Annotated in this window: 16 protein-coding genes and 1 riboswitch; of the genes, 11 read left to right on the top strand and 5 right to left on the bottom strand. The window is 60.3% G+C overall.

From position 1 onward, the window contains the following. From ftsY to AC53L6_RS22390, 3 genes are all read left to right on the top strand, one after another. Nucleotides 1–1,141, top strand: a 1,141-nt coding sequence (gene ftsY, locus AC53L6_RS22400) for a signal recognition particle-docking protein FtsY (RefSeq protein ID WP_496909435.1), incomplete at its 5' end; no start/stop codon positions are given. Between the two features lie 60 nt (nt 1,142–1,201). Further along, nucleotides 1,202–2,104: an EamA family transporter gene (locus AC53L6_RS22395; protein ID WP_496909434.1), complete on the top strand. Its 903-nt coding sequence runs from the start codon at nt 1,202–1,204 to the stop codon at nt 2,102–2,104. 13 nt (nt 2,105–2,117) lie between these two features. After that, nucleotides 2,118–2,738: an inner membrane-spanning protein YciB gene (locus AC53L6_RS22390; RefSeq protein WP_299603971.1), complete on the top strand. Its 621-nt coding sequence runs from the start codon at nt 2,118–2,120 to the stop codon at nt 2,736–2,738. On the opposite strand, the gene AC53L6_RS22385 is transcribed toward AC53L6_RS22390, so the two are convergent. Genes AC53L6_RS22385 through AC53L6_RS22375 form a run of 3 tightly spaced genes read right to left on the bottom strand, consistent with a single transcriptional unit; the run spans nt 2,735 to nt 5,130 of the window. Next, the gene (locus AC53L6_RS22385) at nt 2,735–3,451 is read right to left on the bottom strand and encodes a cyclic nucleotide-binding domain-containing protein (protein ID WP_472727429.1); all 717 of its coding nucleotides are present in this window, start codon (nt 3,449–3,451) and stop codon (nt 2,735–2,737) included. The genes AC53L6_RS22390 and AC53L6_RS22385 overlap by 4 nt on opposite strands. A gap of 29 nt (nt 3,452–3,480) precedes the next feature. Then, nucleotides 3,481–4,167 carry a glutathione S-transferase N-terminal domain-containing protein gene (locus AC53L6_RS22380; RefSeq protein WP_496909433.1) on the bottom strand — a complete coding sequence of 229 codons (687 nt, stop codon included), beginning with the start codon at nt 4,165–4,167 and terminating at the stop codon, nt 3,481–3,483. 24 nt (nt 4,168–4,191) lie between these two features. Beyond that, nucleotides 4,192–5,130 carry an alpha/beta hydrolase gene (locus AC53L6_RS22375; protein WP_496909432.1) on the bottom strand — a complete coding sequence of 313 codons (939 nt, stop codon included), beginning with the start codon at nt 5,128–5,130 and terminating at the stop codon, nt 4,192–4,194. A 113-nt stretch (nt 5,131–5,243) separates the two neighbouring features. Continuing rightward, a riboswitch (SAM riboswitch) is annotated at nt 5,244–5,321 on the top strand. 71 nt (nt 5,322–5,392) lie between these two features. Between AC53L6_RS22375 and metZ the strand changes: the two genes are divergently transcribed. The 5 genes from metZ to AC53L6_RS22350 all read left to right on the top strand — a co-directional run bounded on the left by metZ (nt 5,393) and on the right by AC53L6_RS22350 (nt 11,413). After that, entirely contained in the window at nt 5,393–6,580 is a 1,188-nt protein-coding gene (gene metZ / locus AC53L6_RS22370) for an O-succinylhomoserine sulfhydrylase (protein ID WP_496909431.1), read from the top strand. Between the two features lie 152 nt (nt 6,581–6,732). Further along, nucleotides 6,733–7,836 (top strand): GTP cyclohydrolase FolE2, encoded by a 1,104-nt coding sequence (gene folE2 / locus AC53L6_RS22365; protein WP_299750335.1) that lies wholly within the window; start codon nt 6,733–6,735, stop codon nt 7,834–7,836. Between the two features lie 216 nt (nt 7,837–8,052). Beyond that, nucleotides 8,053–8,280, top strand: coding sequence for a hypothetical protein (locus AC53L6_RS22360; RefSeq protein ID WP_299209523.1), 228 nt, complete (start codon nt 8,053–8,055; stop codon nt 8,278–8,280). 104 nt (nt 8,281–8,384) lie between these two features. Next, a complete protein-coding gene (locus AC53L6_RS22355; RefSeq protein WP_299703698.1) occupies nt 8,385–9,833 on the top strand; it encodes a TrkH family potassium uptake protein in 1,449 nt (482 codons plus the stop codon). A 38-nt stretch (nt 9,834–9,871) separates the two neighbouring features. Beyond that, nucleotides 9,872–11,413 (top strand): thiamine pyrophosphate-binding protein, encoded by a 1,542-nt coding sequence (locus AC53L6_RS22350; protein WP_496909430.1) that lies wholly within the window; start codon nt 9,872–9,874, stop codon nt 11,411–11,413. 26 nt (nt 11,414–11,439) lie between these two features. Here AC53L6_RS22350 and AC53L6_RS22345 read toward each other — a convergent pair whose 3' ends face one another. Continuing rightward, a complete protein-coding gene (locus AC53L6_RS22345) occupies nt 11,440–11,718 on the bottom strand; it encodes a hypothetical protein (RefSeq protein WP_496909429.1) in 279 nt (92 codons plus the stop codon). Between the two features lie 124 nt (nt 11,719–11,842). Continuing rightward, nucleotides 11,843–13,579, bottom strand: coding sequence for a serine protease (locus AC53L6_RS22340; protein ID WP_496909428.1), 1,737 nt, complete (start codon nt 13,577–13,579; stop codon nt 11,843–11,845). A gap of 176 nt (nt 13,580–13,755) precedes the next feature. On the opposite strand from AC53L6_RS22340, the gene AC53L6_RS22335 reads away from it, so the two are divergent. The 3 genes from AC53L6_RS22335 to gltS are packed head-to-tail and all read left to right on the top strand — an operon-like array spanning nt 13,756 to nt 16,414. After that, nucleotides 13,756–14,697 carry a glycine--tRNA ligase subunit alpha gene (locus tag AC53L6_RS22335; RefSeq protein WP_496909427.1) on the top strand — a complete coding sequence of 314 codons (942 nt, stop codon included), beginning with the start codon at nt 13,756–13,758 and terminating at the stop codon, nt 14,695–14,697. After that, a complete protein-coding gene (locus AC53L6_RS22330; RefSeq protein ID WP_496909426.1) occupies nt 14,694–15,215 on the top strand; it encodes a DUF6446 family protein in 522 nt (173 codons plus the stop codon). Before AC53L6_RS22335 ends, AC53L6_RS22330 begins: the two co-directional genes overlap by 4 nt. Continuing rightward, nucleotides 15,212–16,414 (top strand): sodium/glutamate symporter, encoded by a 1,203-nt coding sequence (gene gltS / locus AC53L6_RS22325; protein WP_496909425.1) that lies wholly within the window; start codon nt 15,212–15,214, stop codon nt 16,412–16,414. Before AC53L6_RS22330 ends, gltS begins: the two co-directional genes overlap by 4 nt. Nucleotides 16,415–16,422 lie beyond the last annotated feature (8 nt).

Genomic DNA, 16,422 nt, shown 5'->3' with positions numbered 1-16,422 from the left:
GCCTGAGCCTGAGCCTGAGCCTGAGCCTGAGCCTGAGCCTGAGCCTGAGCCTGAGCCTGAGCCTGAGCCTGAGCCTGAGCCTGAGCCTGAGCCTGAGCCTGAGCCTGAGCCCACACCGCGTCCGACGGACGTCGCAACCGAAGAACCTGTTGTGGCAACACAAGAGGCGCCCGAAACTGTTGCCCCGAAACCGATGGCAATGCCCGCTGCGGTCGCGCCCGTGTCGCTGGTCGACGACGCACCGGAGCCCGACCAACCCAAGCGCGGCATCCTCGGCCGCCTGCTGGGCCGCCGCGACGCCACGCCCGTCATGCGCCGCACGCTCGACGACGATATGCTGGAACAGCTTGAGGAGTTGCTGATCGCCGCCGACATGGGCGTCGATACCGCCCTGCGTGTCACCGCCAACATGGCCGAAGGGCGCATGGGCAAGAAATTGTCCGTGCGCGAGATCAAGGAACTCATGGCGCAGGAAATCGCCCGCATCATGGATCCCGTCGCCAAACCAATGCCGCTCTACCCGCAAAAGCCGCAGGTCGTGCTGGTCGTGGGTGTGAACGGCTCGGGCAAGACCACGACCATCGGCAAGCTCGCCAGCCAGTTCCGCGCTGCAGGCAAGTCGGTGGTGATTGCCGCAGGCGACACGTTCCGCGCCGCTGCCGTGGAGCAATTGCAGGTCTGGGGTGAACGGGCAGGGGTGCCTGTGCTGACCGCGCCCGAAGGTACTGACCCTGCCAGCCTCGCTTTCGATGCCATGACCAAGGCGCAAGCCGAAGGTGCGGACCTTCTGATGATCGACACGGCGGGCCGTTTGCAAAACCGCGGCGACCTGATGGAAGAGCTGGCCAAGATTGTCCGCGTCATTCGCAAGAAGGATGAAAGCGCGCCGCACAACACGCTCTTGGTGCTGGATGCGACAACGGGTCAGAACGCGCTCAATCAGGTTAAAGTGTTCCAGGAGGTCTCGGATGTGTCCGGCCTCGTGATGACCAAGCTTGACGGGACGGCCAAGGGCGGGGTTCTCGTGGCGCTGGCGGACAAGTTTGGCCTGCCCATCCACGCCATCGGCGTGGGCGAGCAGATCGACGATCTGTCACCCTTTGACCCCGAGGACTTCGCGGCCGCGTTAACGGGATTGTAAGGTGTTTTATCGCGTTCTATCAGGGGGTTGTAAAATGTCCCACGCTGGGACAGCCCCTGAATGACCGCATGGCTGGCCAGTATTGAGGGCACTGAAACGGGGCACACCGTGGCCCTGTACCTCGCCATTTTGGCGGCCTTTCTCCACGCTGTTTTTGGCGCGCTCCAAAAAGGGCGGCATGACCCCTGGCTGACCCGCGGGGCCATCGACGCTTCCTACGGCCTCATGGCCGCGCCCTTCGCCCTCTTCGTGGTGCCCTGGCCCGAACCGCATATGTGGCCCATCTTCGCCGTCGTTTTCGTGATCCACGTCGGCTACAAACTGTTGCAGGCATGGGCCTACACCAAAGGCGATTTCACGGTGGTCTACCCTGTCGTCCGGGGCACCGGCCCCCTGTTTACCGTCATCGGGGCCTACCTCCTCTTCTCCGAAACCTTCACCATCGTTCAATGGCTGGGTGTCGGCGTCTTGCTGGCCGGCATCTACGGCCTCGCGCTCTACAACCTGCGCCACCTCCAAACCAACCGCGAAACGCTTCCCATGGCGCTGGGCCTCGCCGTCATCACCGGCCTCTTCGTCGCTCTCTACACGACCTACGACGCCTACGGCATCCGCGCGACCGAGAACCCGTTCACCTTCCTCGCTTGGTTCTTCATGATTGACGGTATCTTCATGCCGCCCATCGCCTACATGCGCTGGCGCCGTATGCAGGACGCCCCCGCACTGCCGCCCTTGATGTTACGCGGCGTGATCGGCGGGATTGTTGCCTTTCTCAGCTTCGGCTCCATCATGATGGCGACGCGGCTGGATAAAGTGGGCGAGGCGGCGGTGCTGCGCGAAACTTCAACCGTGTTTGCGGCAATCATCGGTTGGCTGGTGCTGAAAGAAACGGTAGGACCGCGCAGAATTGCCTTGATGGCGCTGATCGCCGCCGGGGCGGTCATCGTCGAGATGGGCGGATAACTTGAGGAAGAGCATGGCAGACGCGCGCGAGATCAATCCCCTGTTGAAACAGGTGCTGGAATTGGGACCACCGTTGGTCTTTTTCCTGATCTACCTGCGCATCCGTGACAACACCTATGAAATGGCGGGGACCGAGTATTCCGGCTTTATCGTCGCCACGCTGATCTTCGTGCCCATCATATTGATCGCCATGGCTGTACTGTGGGCCCTGACCGGCAAGCTGAGCCGGATGCAAATCTTCACCGCGTTCATGGTCATCTTCTTTGGCGCGCTCACCGCATGGTTCAATGACGAGCGGTTCTTCAAGATGAAGACAAGCATCGTCTACGGTATGTTCGCTCTGCTTCTGGGGATCGGCCTGCTGCGCGGTCAAAGCTGGCTAGCCTTTGTTCTGAGTGATGCGGTGCCCATGCGGCACGAGGGGTGGATGATCCTGACCCGCAGGCTGTGTGCGATGTTCGCCACCCTTGCTGTGGCGAACGAGGTCATCTGGCGGACCATGTCCACGGATGCGTGGGTCAAGATCGAAACCTTCGGATTTCCGATCGCGATGATGCTGTTCATCTTCCTGCAGTTCGCAGCCCTTCAGGATCACATGATCTCGGACGAAGACGAGGATGCCAAGGGGGCCTAAGCCCGCGCACTCCGCGCATTTGCCGCGTCTTCGTTCCAATCTCCGGAATGGGGCGCGACCGCAAACGCGACCTTGAGTGCCAGATCCTTGGTGATCATCGCCTCGATTGCCAGCGCAAAGCGCGAGTTTTTCTGCGCCCGCTTGCGCAGCTCGGCCACGTCCCACTCCAGCACCTCGCTGCCCGCATCCAGACGGGTCGTGGCGGCACTTGTCTGATGGGTGGCATAGGCAACTTCTCCTACGAACAGGTTGGGCGGCATCGTGAAACGCTCACCCCGTTTCGTGATATGGATGGGGCCGGAAATCACGTAGTACAGCTTATCCGGCTGGACCCCTTCGGTTGTCACTTGCGTCCGTTCATCCAGCACGTGGCGACGTGCGCGTTTGATAAGATCGCGAAAGTCACCGGGCGGCAGTCCTTCGAACAGGGGGTAGATGTCGCGGTGCGCGGCAGGCACGGCAAGGTTAGAGCGGTGCCAGAGCAAGCTGCCCAGACCGATAAGGTTCGCGGTGCCCATGACCATCGACGTATAAATCGCCTCCCACAACGGCGTGTCTGCGGCGGTGAAGTAGTAGTAGGTGTAAAGGCACGTCCCCAGCAGGATCATGAGCCGCAGAACGATCTGGTTTGTGATCAGATAGCCGATGGTAAAGACGGCGCCGGCGGACAGTATCACCGCCTCAGGAGCCACGTAGTCGCTGACCATGAACATGTTTTGTTTCTCCCCCCAGAGCGTCTTGGTCAGTTCTTTGTGTTGAACAAGGTGTCTTGTGCCGACTTGCTTTGCTTGGTTGTGCGCAGATCCAGATGCAGCGCATGTCCCCGTTGCACGGCTGGTCGGTTGCCGACCGTGTCCAACCAGCGCGCCAGGTTCGGCTTGTCGTCCAAGGTTTGTTCCTGACCTTCCCACAGCGACGCCCAGGGCCAGATCGCCATATCAGCGATGGAATAGTCCCCGGCCACGTATTCATTCTCTGCCAATTGCCGATCCAGCACACCGTAGAGGCGCGCGGTTTCATTCCGGTATCGGTCCTTGGCATAGGGAATGTCCTGCCCCATCTGCGGCGCGTATTTGAGAAAATGATGGGTTTGACCGGCCATTGGGCCAACGCCGCCCATTTGCCACATCAGCCATTGATCAATGGCGATACGGTTTCGTTCGGTCCTGCCTCCGAACTGACCCGTCTTGCGGGCCAGGTATTGCAGGATTGCGCCGCTTTCAAAGATCGAGATTGGCGCACCGTCCGGTCCATCCGGATCGGTGATCGCGGGCATCCGGTTGTTGGGTGCGATCTTCAGGAACTCGGGTTTGAATTGATCGCCCGCGCCGATGTTGATGAGGTGGACGTTGTAGGGAAGCCCGAATTCTTCTAGCGCAATTGAGACCTTCCAGCCGTTGGGCGTGGGCCAATAGTACAGGTCGATCATGCAATCCTCCGGGCAGTCCGGCGGTCATGATGCGGTTTTCTGCCATCCAAGCAAGTCCGATGGCATATGTGGCATTGCAAAGATGCGGGACCAACGGGGGGCAGAGGCATCCGGCAGGGCGTCTTGCAGAGCATGCAATTGCAGCTCTTCGCTGTGACGCAGGGCACGAGCGTAGAACTGCAATGCACCGGGCCGGGTGTAGCCCGACCAGTGGCAGACCCGGCGCTTGGGCATGTGGATGTGACCACCAAACCAGGTCAATGCGCCCAATGTGCGTGGGCAATCCAATTGCAACGTAACCGCATTTGCCAGATTGATACCCGCCCCCATCGCACGGTCTTGCGGCACGTCAGCAGCAATCAGCTTTTCGAACATGGCATCGAACACGTCGTTTTCGCGGCTGGTTACATTGAGCAACTCAGCAGTGCGGCCTGCTGGTGTTTCCATCGCCGTTTTCACGGCGCTGGCATAGCTTGCGCCCGTGATAGTGATGATGCGCTGCACTGCATGCGCGGGCAGGTGGTGCAATGCTTCGAACATCACCTCGGACCCCATGGAATGGGTGATGGCGTGGATCGGGCGACGGGGGGCAACGATGCGGATCGTATGGATCGCCTGCGCCAATGCGACACCTGCCGCCCATGCCGAGCGTTGTGCCCGCCACAGATTTCCGCGGGCGCGCCAGCCAAAGGCTATCGCCAATCCTTCGTCCGCACGGCCGCAAGCAAAGCCCAACGCACGCGGCCACTGTGTGTGATACGCGCTTTCGGGGTGGCGCGTGCGTCCGAAGATACGGCCATGGGGGCAAAAGCGCGGTGTGCCGGGGTCGTATTTGAAGCCGTGGATCAGGATGATGATTGGGCCGTTGCCCCGCGCCGCGTTCCGCAGGGCGGGTAGGGCCGGGGCCGGAGAGCCATGCAGCACAAGCCCCTCCGGGCCAGCGTTCAGTCTCAGGATGGGCATGCTGCACCTCCTACCACATTTTGTGGAGCTCCTATGCTCTAGCCATATGACGCAGGCATGAAATTTAAGTTACAGCACCGTGACGGTGTTGACGCCCCTGGCGGGCAGGCGTAATCCAACCACGTGGCGATTTGTTACCGGATTGCGGGCCACGTTAAACATTTCCGCTAAAAGGTCAGGATGAAAGCCCCCCTTTCGCTTGACCCGCGTCTGGGGGTTTTTTGTGGCCTGACCCCTTTCAGGCCCGCGATGGAGTTTGAACATGTCCGACAAGTGGAATGCCCGCACCCGTGCCGTCCATGGCGGCGTCCGCCGCAGCCAGTACGGCGAGGTGAGCGAAGCGATCTTTCTGACGCAAGGCTTTGTCTATGACAGCGCCGAACAGGCCGCGCAGCGGTTTGAGAAAGCGGGGGATGACGAGTTCATCTATGCCCGCTACGGCAACCCGACCGTACGCATGTTTGAAGAGCGGATTGCGATGCTGGAAGGGGCGGAAGACGGCTTTGCCACAGCATCCGGCATGGCGGCTGTGTCCGGGGCATTGACGTCCATGTTGAAAGCTGGCGACCGAGTGGTGTCGGCGCGCGCGCTGTTCGGGTCATGTTTGTATGTCCTGGAAGAAGTCCTGACCCGCTACGGGGTCGAGGTTGAATTTGTCGACGGCACGGACATCGAGGCATGGCGTGCGGCCATCACGGTGGGCACCACGGCGGTCTTTTTCGAATCCATTTCGAACCCTACACTAGAGGTGGTGGACATCGCTGCGGTGTCCGACCTCGCACATGCTGTGGGTGCGACGGTTCTGGTCGACAACGTCTTTGCCACGCCAGTTTTTTCAGACGCCATCGCCCAAGGTGCGGATGTTGTCATCTATTCCACGACGAAACATGTGGACGGGCAAGGGCGCGCATTGGGCGGTGTGATCCTTGGCACGCAAGAGTTCATTCGCAAAACGGTCGAGCCATACATGAAGCACACGGGCGGATCGATGTCGCCCTTCACGGCCTGGGTGATGCTCAAAGGGCTGGAAACGATGGAATTGCGCGTGCGAGCACAGGCCGCATCTGCCCTGCAACTGGCCGAGTCCCTGCATGGGCATAGCGCGCTGGCGCGTGTGATTTACCCCGGTCATCCCGACCACGCTCAGCACGATCTGGTGGCGCGCCAGATGGGCGGGGCCGGGGGCACGGTCCTGTCGCTTGATCTTGCGGGCGGGCAAGAGGCTGCGTTCCGGTTCCTGAACGCGCTCACGATCCCGGTCATCTCGAACAATCTCGGCGACGCCAAGTCAATTCTTACCCATCCCGCGACAACGACGCACCAGCGTTTGCCGCAGGATCAGAAGGACGCATTGGGTATCACGCCTGGTCTTGTGCGCATGTCTGTAGGGATTGAACATGGTGACGATTTGGTTGCGGATATCCTGCAAGCCTTAGAAAAGGCACAATAATGCATCTTTGGGTCATGGTGCCGCAATCTGACAGCGCCCCCTTTTAATTGTCATCCATATTGCAGGTTCACACGTAACTGTTAGCAATATTGGAAATGTGCCTAAGGCGGCTTACCTACCTTGGGCACGCAGACAGAAAGGGGGGCTACTTTATGAACATTCATACGCCCGACATCACCGCAATACCCGAACGCGACGAGGCCGAAGCAGCACTGGATCTTCTCCGCCGCTGGGCCGAGAACGCCACAACAACAGATATCATCGAACTCGATCCATCGGTCGCACGGCTTGTGCCGGGCAGCGATGGTGTCGAGTACCCGGCCTTTTCCCGCGATTATCCCGACGGTTTCGACGTGGATGAGGGATACAAAAACACTTTGCCAGACCTGCAGAACGGTCCATCCAGCCTGATCCGTGGGGCAAAGACACGTATCCAACATGTGGGTATCTCGAACTTTCGGCTGCCTCTGCGCATCGAAAGCCGCGACGGCGCCCCTCTGACGCTCGAGACGTCGGTGACCGGTACTGTCAGCCTTGAGGCGGACAAGAAGGGCATCAACATGTCCCGCATCATGCGGTCGTTCTACAAGCATGCAGAAGAGACGTTCTCCTTTGGCGTAATCGAGGCGGCACTGGATGACTACAAGGCCGATCTCGACAGCTTTGACGCGCGCATTCAGATGCGTTTCAGCATGCCGGTGCAGGTGGAAAGCCTGCGTTCAGGTCTGTCGGGCTACCAATACTATGACATGGCGCTGGAATTGGTCGAGCAGGCGGGCGTGCGCAAACGCATTGTGCATCTCGACTATGTCTATTCATCGACCTGCCCATGTTCGCTGGAACTGAGCGAACATGCCCGCGCAACCCGTGGTCAATTGGCGACACCCCACTCGCAACGGTCAGTGGCCCGCATCTCGGTTACGCTCGAGGATGACGCAGACACGCTGTGGTTCGAAGATCTGATTGACGCCTGCCGTCGTGCAGTCCCAACGGAAACGCAGGTGATGGTCAAGCGCGAGGACGAACAGGCCTTTGCTGAACTAAATGCCGCCAACCCGATCTTTGTCGAGGATGCGGCGCGTCTGTTCAGCGAACAGCTTCTGGCGGATGTGCGCATCGGGGATTTCCGTGTGGTCGCCAGCCATCAGGAAAGCCTGCACAGCCATGACGCTGTTTCAGTCCTAACCGAAGGGGACACGTTCGCTGGCGACAGTATCGACCCGCGCATGTTCCAGACGCTTTTCCACGTGGGCTGATCGTCGGCAGGGCGGAGGACACCTCCGCCTTACGAAGCATGAAGGCGTGCCGCTACAGGCACGCTTTTTTCGTTTCGGCGGGGGACACCCCCGCCTTACAGCCTACAATTGCGCAAGGCGGCCATGCAGTATCGGCATTGGTGTTTTTGCGGCCCAACACCTATGTTTCGATCAACGGGAGGACACAGTTAAACGCATGATATGCAAGGTATCCCAATGGCTTATGTCACCCATTCCAACACATCTATCCTGAGCGCGATCCTCGACCGGATCACCAATTTCTTTGCCGCTCTGGGTCACTCCGCTGCCATGTCGGCCGCGGCGGAAAGCCGCTTCAATCGCATTGAAGCATTGAACGCCAAAACAGACGAAGAGTTGGCTGCGATGAACCTGCGCCGCGAAGACATCGCGGCATATGTGTTCCGCGACATGATGCATCTGTGAACTCCGATCCGGCCCGGTAATGTTTCCGGCCGTTTGAGGACTTACCCTACGGCGCGGTGTCACCTGCTTGACACCGCCCGCGCGGCCCGCCAACGCTGAGCGCAATGATCGACTTGCGCCCTGTTGGATATGTGATTGGCCTGCTCGTGGCTGTACTTGGTCTGGCCATGATCCTGCCCATGCTGGTTGATCTGGCCGAAGGACGCGGGCATTGGCCCGTCTTCGCCGAATGTGCGCTGATCACTGTCATGGTCGGAGGCATGATCGCACTCAGTTGCCAGAATGGTCTCAAGCAAGGGCTGACCATTCAGCAGACATTTCTTCTGACCACCGGTGTCTGGCTGGCACTGCCCATTTTTGGTGCGCTACCCTTCTTTCTCGGTGCAACCGAAGCCCGATTTGTCGACGCCTTTTTCGAAGCGATGTCGGGCCTGACCACAACCGGGTCGACAGTCCTGTCGGGCCTCGATGCGCTGCCCAAGGGGCTGTTGTTGTGGCGCGGCATCCTGCAATGGCTGGGCGGCATTGGTATCATCGTTGTGGCGATGGTGTTCCTGCCCGAACTGCGCGTGGGCGGGATGCAGATTTTCCGTACCGAAGCCTTCGATACATTTGGAAAAATCCTGCCTCGTGCGACCGAGATTGCAAGCCGTATCTCGGTGATCTATGTCGCCCTGACGTTGATCTGTGCGCTGGCCTACATCGCGGCAGGCATGGGCGCATTCGATGCCACGGTGCATGCGATGACCACTATCGCAACGGGCGGATTTGCCAACTACGACACGTCCTTTGCCGTCTTTGGCCCTGCGCCATCCTATGTCGCGACCTTGTTCATGATCCTGGCGGCCTTGCCCTTCGTGCGCTTTGTGCAGCTCAGCGCGGGCACCGCGCGTCCCTTGCTGAAGGACCGGCAAATCCACGTCTTTCTGGTCACGGCCTTGGTTATCGTCACGCTGATCGCCGGGTGGAATCTGCTGCAGCAAAATGCAGTGAACGAGGGGGCTGTGCGGGCGGCCCTGTTCAATACCGTGTCGTTGATGACGGGCACAGGGTATGCCAACGCCGACTACGGTCAGTGGGGCAGTTTCGCGGTTGCCGTGTTGTTCTTTACTGGCCTCATTGGCGGCTGCGCCGGATCAACCGCCTGCTCGATCAAAGTGTTCCGCTATCAGTTGCTGTTCGCCTCGATCAAAGCACAGCTGCAAAAGACGCGCAGCCCGCATGGCATCTTCACCCCGCGCTACGCGGGGCGGCCTGTGGGCGAGGATGTGCTGAACTCGGTCATGTCCTTCTTCATGTTTTTCGTGGTGACGCTTGGTGTCCTATCGGTGGCATTGGCGATGACAGGCCTTGATTTCGTGACGGCGCTGTCCGGTGCGGCCACGGCTCTTGCGAATATCGGTCCGGGTTTTGGCGACCAGATCGGTCCGTCGGGCAATTTCGCGGGTCTTAACGACACGGCCAAGTGGTTGCTGGCTGCCGCAATGCTGATCGGGCGGCTGGAACTGATGGCCGTCTACGTCATCTTTACAATTCAATTCTGGAGAGCCTGATGGCCCAAACTCGCCCCCTTGGCGCGCAAATCTCACACATGCTCAAAGACCGCGGCGTCGATGTGATCTTTGGTATTCCGGGGGTGCACAATCAGGAAATGTACCGTGGTATCGAAGAGGCGGGGATCACCCATGTGCTTGCACGGCACGAGCAGGGTGCCGGGTTCATGGCCGATGGCTACGCGCGGGCGACGGGCAAGCCCGGCGTGGCCTACGTCATCACCGGGCCAGGACTGACGAACATCATGACGCCCATGGGGCAGGCATATTCTGACAGCGTGCCAATGTTGGTGATCTCTTCCTGCCTGGATGAGGTGTCTGCGACGAAGGGGCAGTTGCACCAGATGAAAGACCAGCGCGCGGCGGCTGAGACGGTCTGTGACTGGTCAGAAGAGGCGCGGACGGCAGCGGCGGCGTATGCACTGATTGATCGTGCGTTGATGGAGTTTGAAACTAGGCGCCCACGCCCGAAGTGCCTACAGGTCTCCATTGGATTGCTTGAAGCCGCAGCTCCGGAACCTTTCCGAGAGGTAGAGACTGAGCCTTATCGTACCGATGATGAGGCCGCTGCTGAAACATTGATGGCGTATCTTGGCGATGCGAAAGCGCCAATCTTTATCTTCGGTGGCGGGGTGCAGACTGGTCTTGCACCAGCTGTGGCGGAAGCTGCCGGTGCGGCCAGTTTTACCACCTATGCCGGTCGCGGATTGATGGCGGGCTACCAACTGAATTTTGGAGCATCGCTTGCCAGACCAAGCAGCGCTGATGTGCTTGCGCAGGCGGATGTGGTCATCGCGATCGGCACCGAGTTGGCAGAAGTAGACTTATGGCGCAGAGATTTGGGCCACACCGCAACACTTATTCGCGTCGATATCGATCCGATCGTGCTGAGCGATAGTCAGCGAGCCGATGTCTGCATCCAGGCACGCGCGGATGACGTGCTGACCAGCCTCGCTGAAATGCTCGAACATCATCAGTCAGCGACCCTATGGAGTGCGGATGAAGTTGCCGCGCAGCGTAGACGCTGGCGCGCTGAGGTCGATGCCGAGCGCCCTGCCATTGTGCCGGTTTGCGACGCCCTGCGCGACTGCCTGCCAAAAGGCACGATGATCTACTCCGACATGACCCAGTTTGCCTACACAGCCAAGGAAGTCTGGGACATGGACGAACCCGGCCACTGGCACCACCCAACCGGCTTCGGAACCCTAGGCTACGCTACACCTGCGGCGATCGGCGGCGCCGTTGCACGCAAAGGCAAGCCCACAATGGCCATTATTGGCGACTACGGCTTTCACTACACGATGCAGGAACTGGGCGTGGCCGTTGAGCTTGGCCTGCCGCTACCCATCATTCTCTGGGACAATGGCAAGCTCAAGGAAATCGAGGAAAGCATGGTGCGTGCCCAGATCGCCCCCAACGCCGTGGTCGCCCGCAATCCGGATTTCTGCAAACTGGCCGAAGCCTTCGGAGCTCATGCAGCCGCCCCGCAAACGCTGGACGAGATGCAGGACACCGTCCGCGCTGCATTCAATGCCGACGGTCCGACCTTGATCTACCTGACGCCCCAGATATCAGGGTAAGGCGCACGTGTGGTGCGCCCACCAAACTACATCTTGGAACCCTGAGCGCGGTAGATCCCGCCCCAGGTGGTGCCTGAGATATAGGCCGGGCATCCCTTTTTCCGTGTGTTGACGATCAGAAACCACATCGTTTCGCCGGGACGGCCCGCGCGGCTGTATTCGCAGCCCAGCGGATGGGTCCACCACTGGCCCTGATAGGCGGGCGATGGTTTAACGACCGCAGTGCTTGCCGTTGCAGTGCTGGCGGTTCCGGCCAGGACGATTGCGGCAGGCACAGCGACGGTTTTGAAAAAGGATTTGAACATGACACACTCCAATCACTGAATAAGGTACAGCGCTCCCACGCCTTGGCCTTAACCTGTGTTCATGCCTGTTAACGCAGTCCTAACGACCGTCGGCGAAGTGTGTTCGATTTGATTGAAACCCTTGTCAGTCCCAGCAGCTGACTAGCACCGTCATGCCCGTTGCAGCAGCAGACAGATCAACCGGATCGATCGGAGCCGCGCTGTTCGTGCTGGCCGCAGCCAACCCTGCCTCGGCAAGCACGTCCTGCAGCGCCTCCCGATCCAGTGCAAAGCGCACGCCATCGGGCAGGGCGCGGCCGCCTTGCTCCTGGGGCAAGAGCATCCCCAGAACACCGCCACCGGCGTCCAAAACAGGACCGCCCACGTCACCCGGCAACGTATTCATGGCAAGGCGCGACAGGTTCTGCTCACCGCCCAGACCACGCACATCGCTGAGCGTGCCAAACGTCATCGAAGGGGCGCCCAGCACGCCTTCAAAGCTGAACCCGGCGGCGGCCACTTCGGACTGCAGGCGCGGTTGTGCATCGCTGAAACGCGCGATTGCCAACGGGGCGAGGGTGGAGGTGGGCTTCAGTACAGCAACGCCAAGCGTTTCATTTACCACCGCAACCTCTGCATCCGTTTCGGAATCGACAGTTACGCGTGTACAGCTGTCCACGGCTTGGGAAGTGGTCAGAACAGTGCCACGATTGTCGACAAAGAACCCAGAGCGCGACAAGCGCGGTTTGCGCACCTCCAGCCCGGAAACCAGATCAATCGCCTGTTCCTGCGTGCTGGCGCTGGCAGGGATTACGCCTTCGATCCGGACAAAGCTCTTTTCCATTTCGTCCAGCAAGCGTGTGCGGCGCTCTTCATCACCCGCGGGCCACACCACGGTAAACCCCTTGATCTGCCCATCTTCCAGCGCAACCCGGGTCTCCGACACGCGCGTTGCATCTTCCCCAACCAGGACAAAGGACCGGTCCTTGCGCTCGCGCGGACCGTCCAGCGGCACGATGTCCAAGGTCTGCATGATGTCATAGAGGCCAAAAAGGGTCGTCTGATCGCCCTCCTGGCTGATCAGCAGTACGGTTGCTTCAATGTCCCCCATGCCTTTGTAATGGGCGAACGGATACTCGTATTTCTCAAATGCAACGACACCGGTGGGCATCACCATCTCGATCCCGGCCGTTTCGTCCCTCAGGACCTCAAGGCCCAGACCATCCAGAACGGAATTGTAGTCCTGCAACAGGACAACCCGCTGCTGTGTCGTCAGAATGCCGGTAACGTCAAAGCCCTTTTCCTCTTGCCACCGTGCCATTGCGTTGCGGGTGCCACGGCCAAAGGCGCCATCAATGCCCCCCTGATAGGTTCCGGCCCACTGCAACGCGATCTGCAAGTCTTCGCGCTCGGCGCGGCTCAACTGCCGTTCGCTGCGTTGAGCCTGTGCCGGCGTTTCGTCAGCGGGCGGCGGGGCAGGGGTGTCCAGGACGGGCGTGGTCTCTTCGGGCTCGGTTGGCACAGGGGCCTGTACCACGCCCCGGTTCAGCACATTCGCACCGATGGGCCAGAATTGCTGTCGGAAAGACGAGGTGAACGCGATGAAGCTGTCGCGCGGGATCACGCCCTCGGACCGGTACACACGCAACACCTGTTCGGCATCTGATCGGGCATAGGGGCCAAGGGCAATGCCGTACCAGCCGCCACCCAGGGAAAAGCCATTCACATCAGGCAGATCAGCGGCATAGACGCGGGCGCGCGCGGTCGCTTCGTTCAGGTTGGGTCGCGCCTCGATCTGGATCCAGACGGCGTCGTCCTGGGCACTCACGGTCACCACCGACGCAAGCAGGACAACCCACGCCAGCACAATACGCTTCAACATCACCCGATATCCCCTTGGTTGGTCTTGGTGCCATGCTTTCCGTGGGCGGCAGATTAAGCAGGATTCCGCTCTAATGGAAATGGTGGAATACCCGTAAAAAACCCACCTCGCGCGCAATTGACCATTCGGGGGGCGGGCCGTAGGTAAGTCACGCAATTCAATCGATGGCTTGACCCATGTCCGACACCGTTACACCGCCCCGTTCCTTCCAGGAAATCATCCTACGCCTCCAGACTTATTGGGCGTCCAAGGGCTGCGCGGTGCTGCAACCCTATGACATGGAGGTGGGGGCGGGGACCTTCCACCCCGCCACAACCCTGCGCAGCCTCGGATCGCAGCCCTGGGCCGCGGCCTATGTCCAGCCCTCGCGCCGTCCAACGGACGGGCGCTATGGCGAGAACCCGAACCGCTTGCAGCACTACTACCAGTACCAGGTGTTGATCAAACCCAGCCCCCCGGACTTGCAAGACCTCTACCTTGGCTCGCTCCGGGCCATCGGTATCGACATGGACCTGCATGACATCCGCTTTGTCGAGGATGACTGGGAAAGCCCAACGCTTGGTGCGTGGGGCCTTGGGTGGGAAGTGTGGTGCGACGGCATGGAAGTCTCGCAATTCACCTATTTTCAACAGGTTGGTGGGCATGACTGCCATCCGGTGTCGGGTGAGCTGACCTATGGGTTGGAACGTCTGGCGATGTACATCCTGGGTGTCGATCACGTGATGGACATGCCCTTCAATGACCCGCAAACGCCCATCGCCCTCAGCTACGGCGACATCTTCAAGCAGACGGAAGAAGAATACGCCCGTTGGAACTTTGATGTCGCCAACACCAAGGTGTTGCTGCGTCATTTCGAAGAGGCAGAGGCCGAGTGCGAAAAAATTCTAGCCCAGGCGCATGACGACCCCAAAACCGGCAAGCGCATCATCATGGTGCACCCGGCTTATGATCAGTGCATCAAGGCCTCCCACATCTTCAACCTTCTGGACGCCCGCGGCGTGATCTCGGTCACAGAGCGGCAGGCCTATATCGGGCGGGTCCGCGCGCTGGCCAAGCAATGCGCCGATGCCTTCGTGCAAACTCCGGCCGGTGGCTGGCAGCCGGAGGATGCGGCGTGAGCGGCAAAATCATCGGGGTTGTCATCGTGCTGAGTTCCATCATCGCAGGCGCAACCCTCTACTACTTGCAAATCTACGGCTTCTACGAAGAGGTTGAGACAGCAGAGGTGCAGCTGGTGTCCGTCATCTCCGACACGCCGGAACCCATCCCCTTTGCCGATTTCCAGGCCATCGACGCCGACAGTTCGCCCATCCGCTATCGGGCCTGCTTCACGACGGACATGTCGCTGGCCCTGCTGACCGAAACCTATGTGGGGCTGGAACAGGCAACGCCGCGCAACGCGCCGGGCTGGTTCGACTGCTTCGACGCCGAAGCCATCGCGGCAGAACTTGACGCGGGCACCGCCCTCCCGTTCCTCGGGCAAAAGAACGTCGATTTCGGTGTCGACCGCATCGTCGCGATCACCGAAGATGGGCGCGGCTATGTCTGGCACGAATTGAACGATTGCGGCGACAAGGCCTATGACGGCACCATCGTGGGCGAAGAATGCCCGGACCGTGACCAGATCAGGCAATGACACTGGCCGTTCCAGCCTTCATCACCGCCACGCTGGGCCTCGCCGTTTTCCTGTTCGGGACAATTCTCAACGGACAGTTCGAGGTCCTGCGCCGGTTCAACATCCCGGAACCTGTGTCGGGCGGGCTGATCGCCGCCGTGATCGGGCTGCTCCTCTACTTGTTCCTTGATGTACAGTTCGCATTCGAGATGGACGCCAGGGACTTCTTCCTCGTCCTGTTCTTTGCCGGCATCGGTCTGAATGCCCGGTTCGAAGACCTGCTTACCGGCGGTAAGCCACTGGCAATGCTTCTGATCCTGACTCTGGTGATGATCCTCGTGCAAAACGGGATCGGCGCGGTGGGGGCAGTCCTGTTGGGCTATCCCGCCGCTACGGGTGTCTTGTTCGGCTCCGCCGCCCTGATCGGAGGGCACGGCACGGCAATTGCGTGGTCGCCCGAGGTGGCCGAAGCCAGCGGACTGACCAATGCCCCGGAGCTTGGGATTGCCGTTGCCACGCTTGGGCTCGTTCTGGCCGCGCTGATTGGTGGCCCCATTGCGCGCTACCTCGTCGAAGGCAAAACCCTGACCCCGGATCGACCGGACGAAGGGCTGACGGTTGGCCTGCCCGCCGACAACGGCCCCAAAACACCCATCGACCCGATCACCGTCTCGCGCGTGCTGCTCTACCTCAACCTCGCCATCATCGGCGGCTTCTCGGTCCATCTTGGCCTGATCGAAGCGGGTGTGAAGCTGCCGCTCTTCGTGCCGTGCCTGATCATGGCCATCCTGATCGCCAACACCCGCAGCGCGCTGTTTCCAAACGCAATCCCCGTGGCGCGGACCCCCGCACTGGCGCTCATCTCTGAAATCGCACTCGGCGCCTTCCTCGCCATGTCGCTCATGTCCCTGCAACTCTGGACACTGGTTGAACTGGGGGCGGCCATCGGGCTGATCCTCGCGCTGCAAACGCTGGCCACACTGGCTTTCGTGATCTTCATCCTGTTCCCGCTGATGGGCGGCGGCTACCGGGCCGCCGTTCTGGGGGCAGGGTTCGGCGGCTTTGCCCTCGGCGCCACCCCCACGGCCATCGCCAATATGACGGCCGTGACCAAACGATATGGCCCGTCGCCCATGGCCTTTGTCATCCTGCCCTTGGTCTCGGCGTTCTTTGTCGATATTGCCAACGCCATCGCTATCCAATTCTTCGTCAATCTCTAGAGCGTCCC

This window comes from Tateyamaria sp. LSS28 (assembly GCF_059611725.1).
This window is presented reverse-complemented; position numbering and strand designations above follow the sequence as displayed.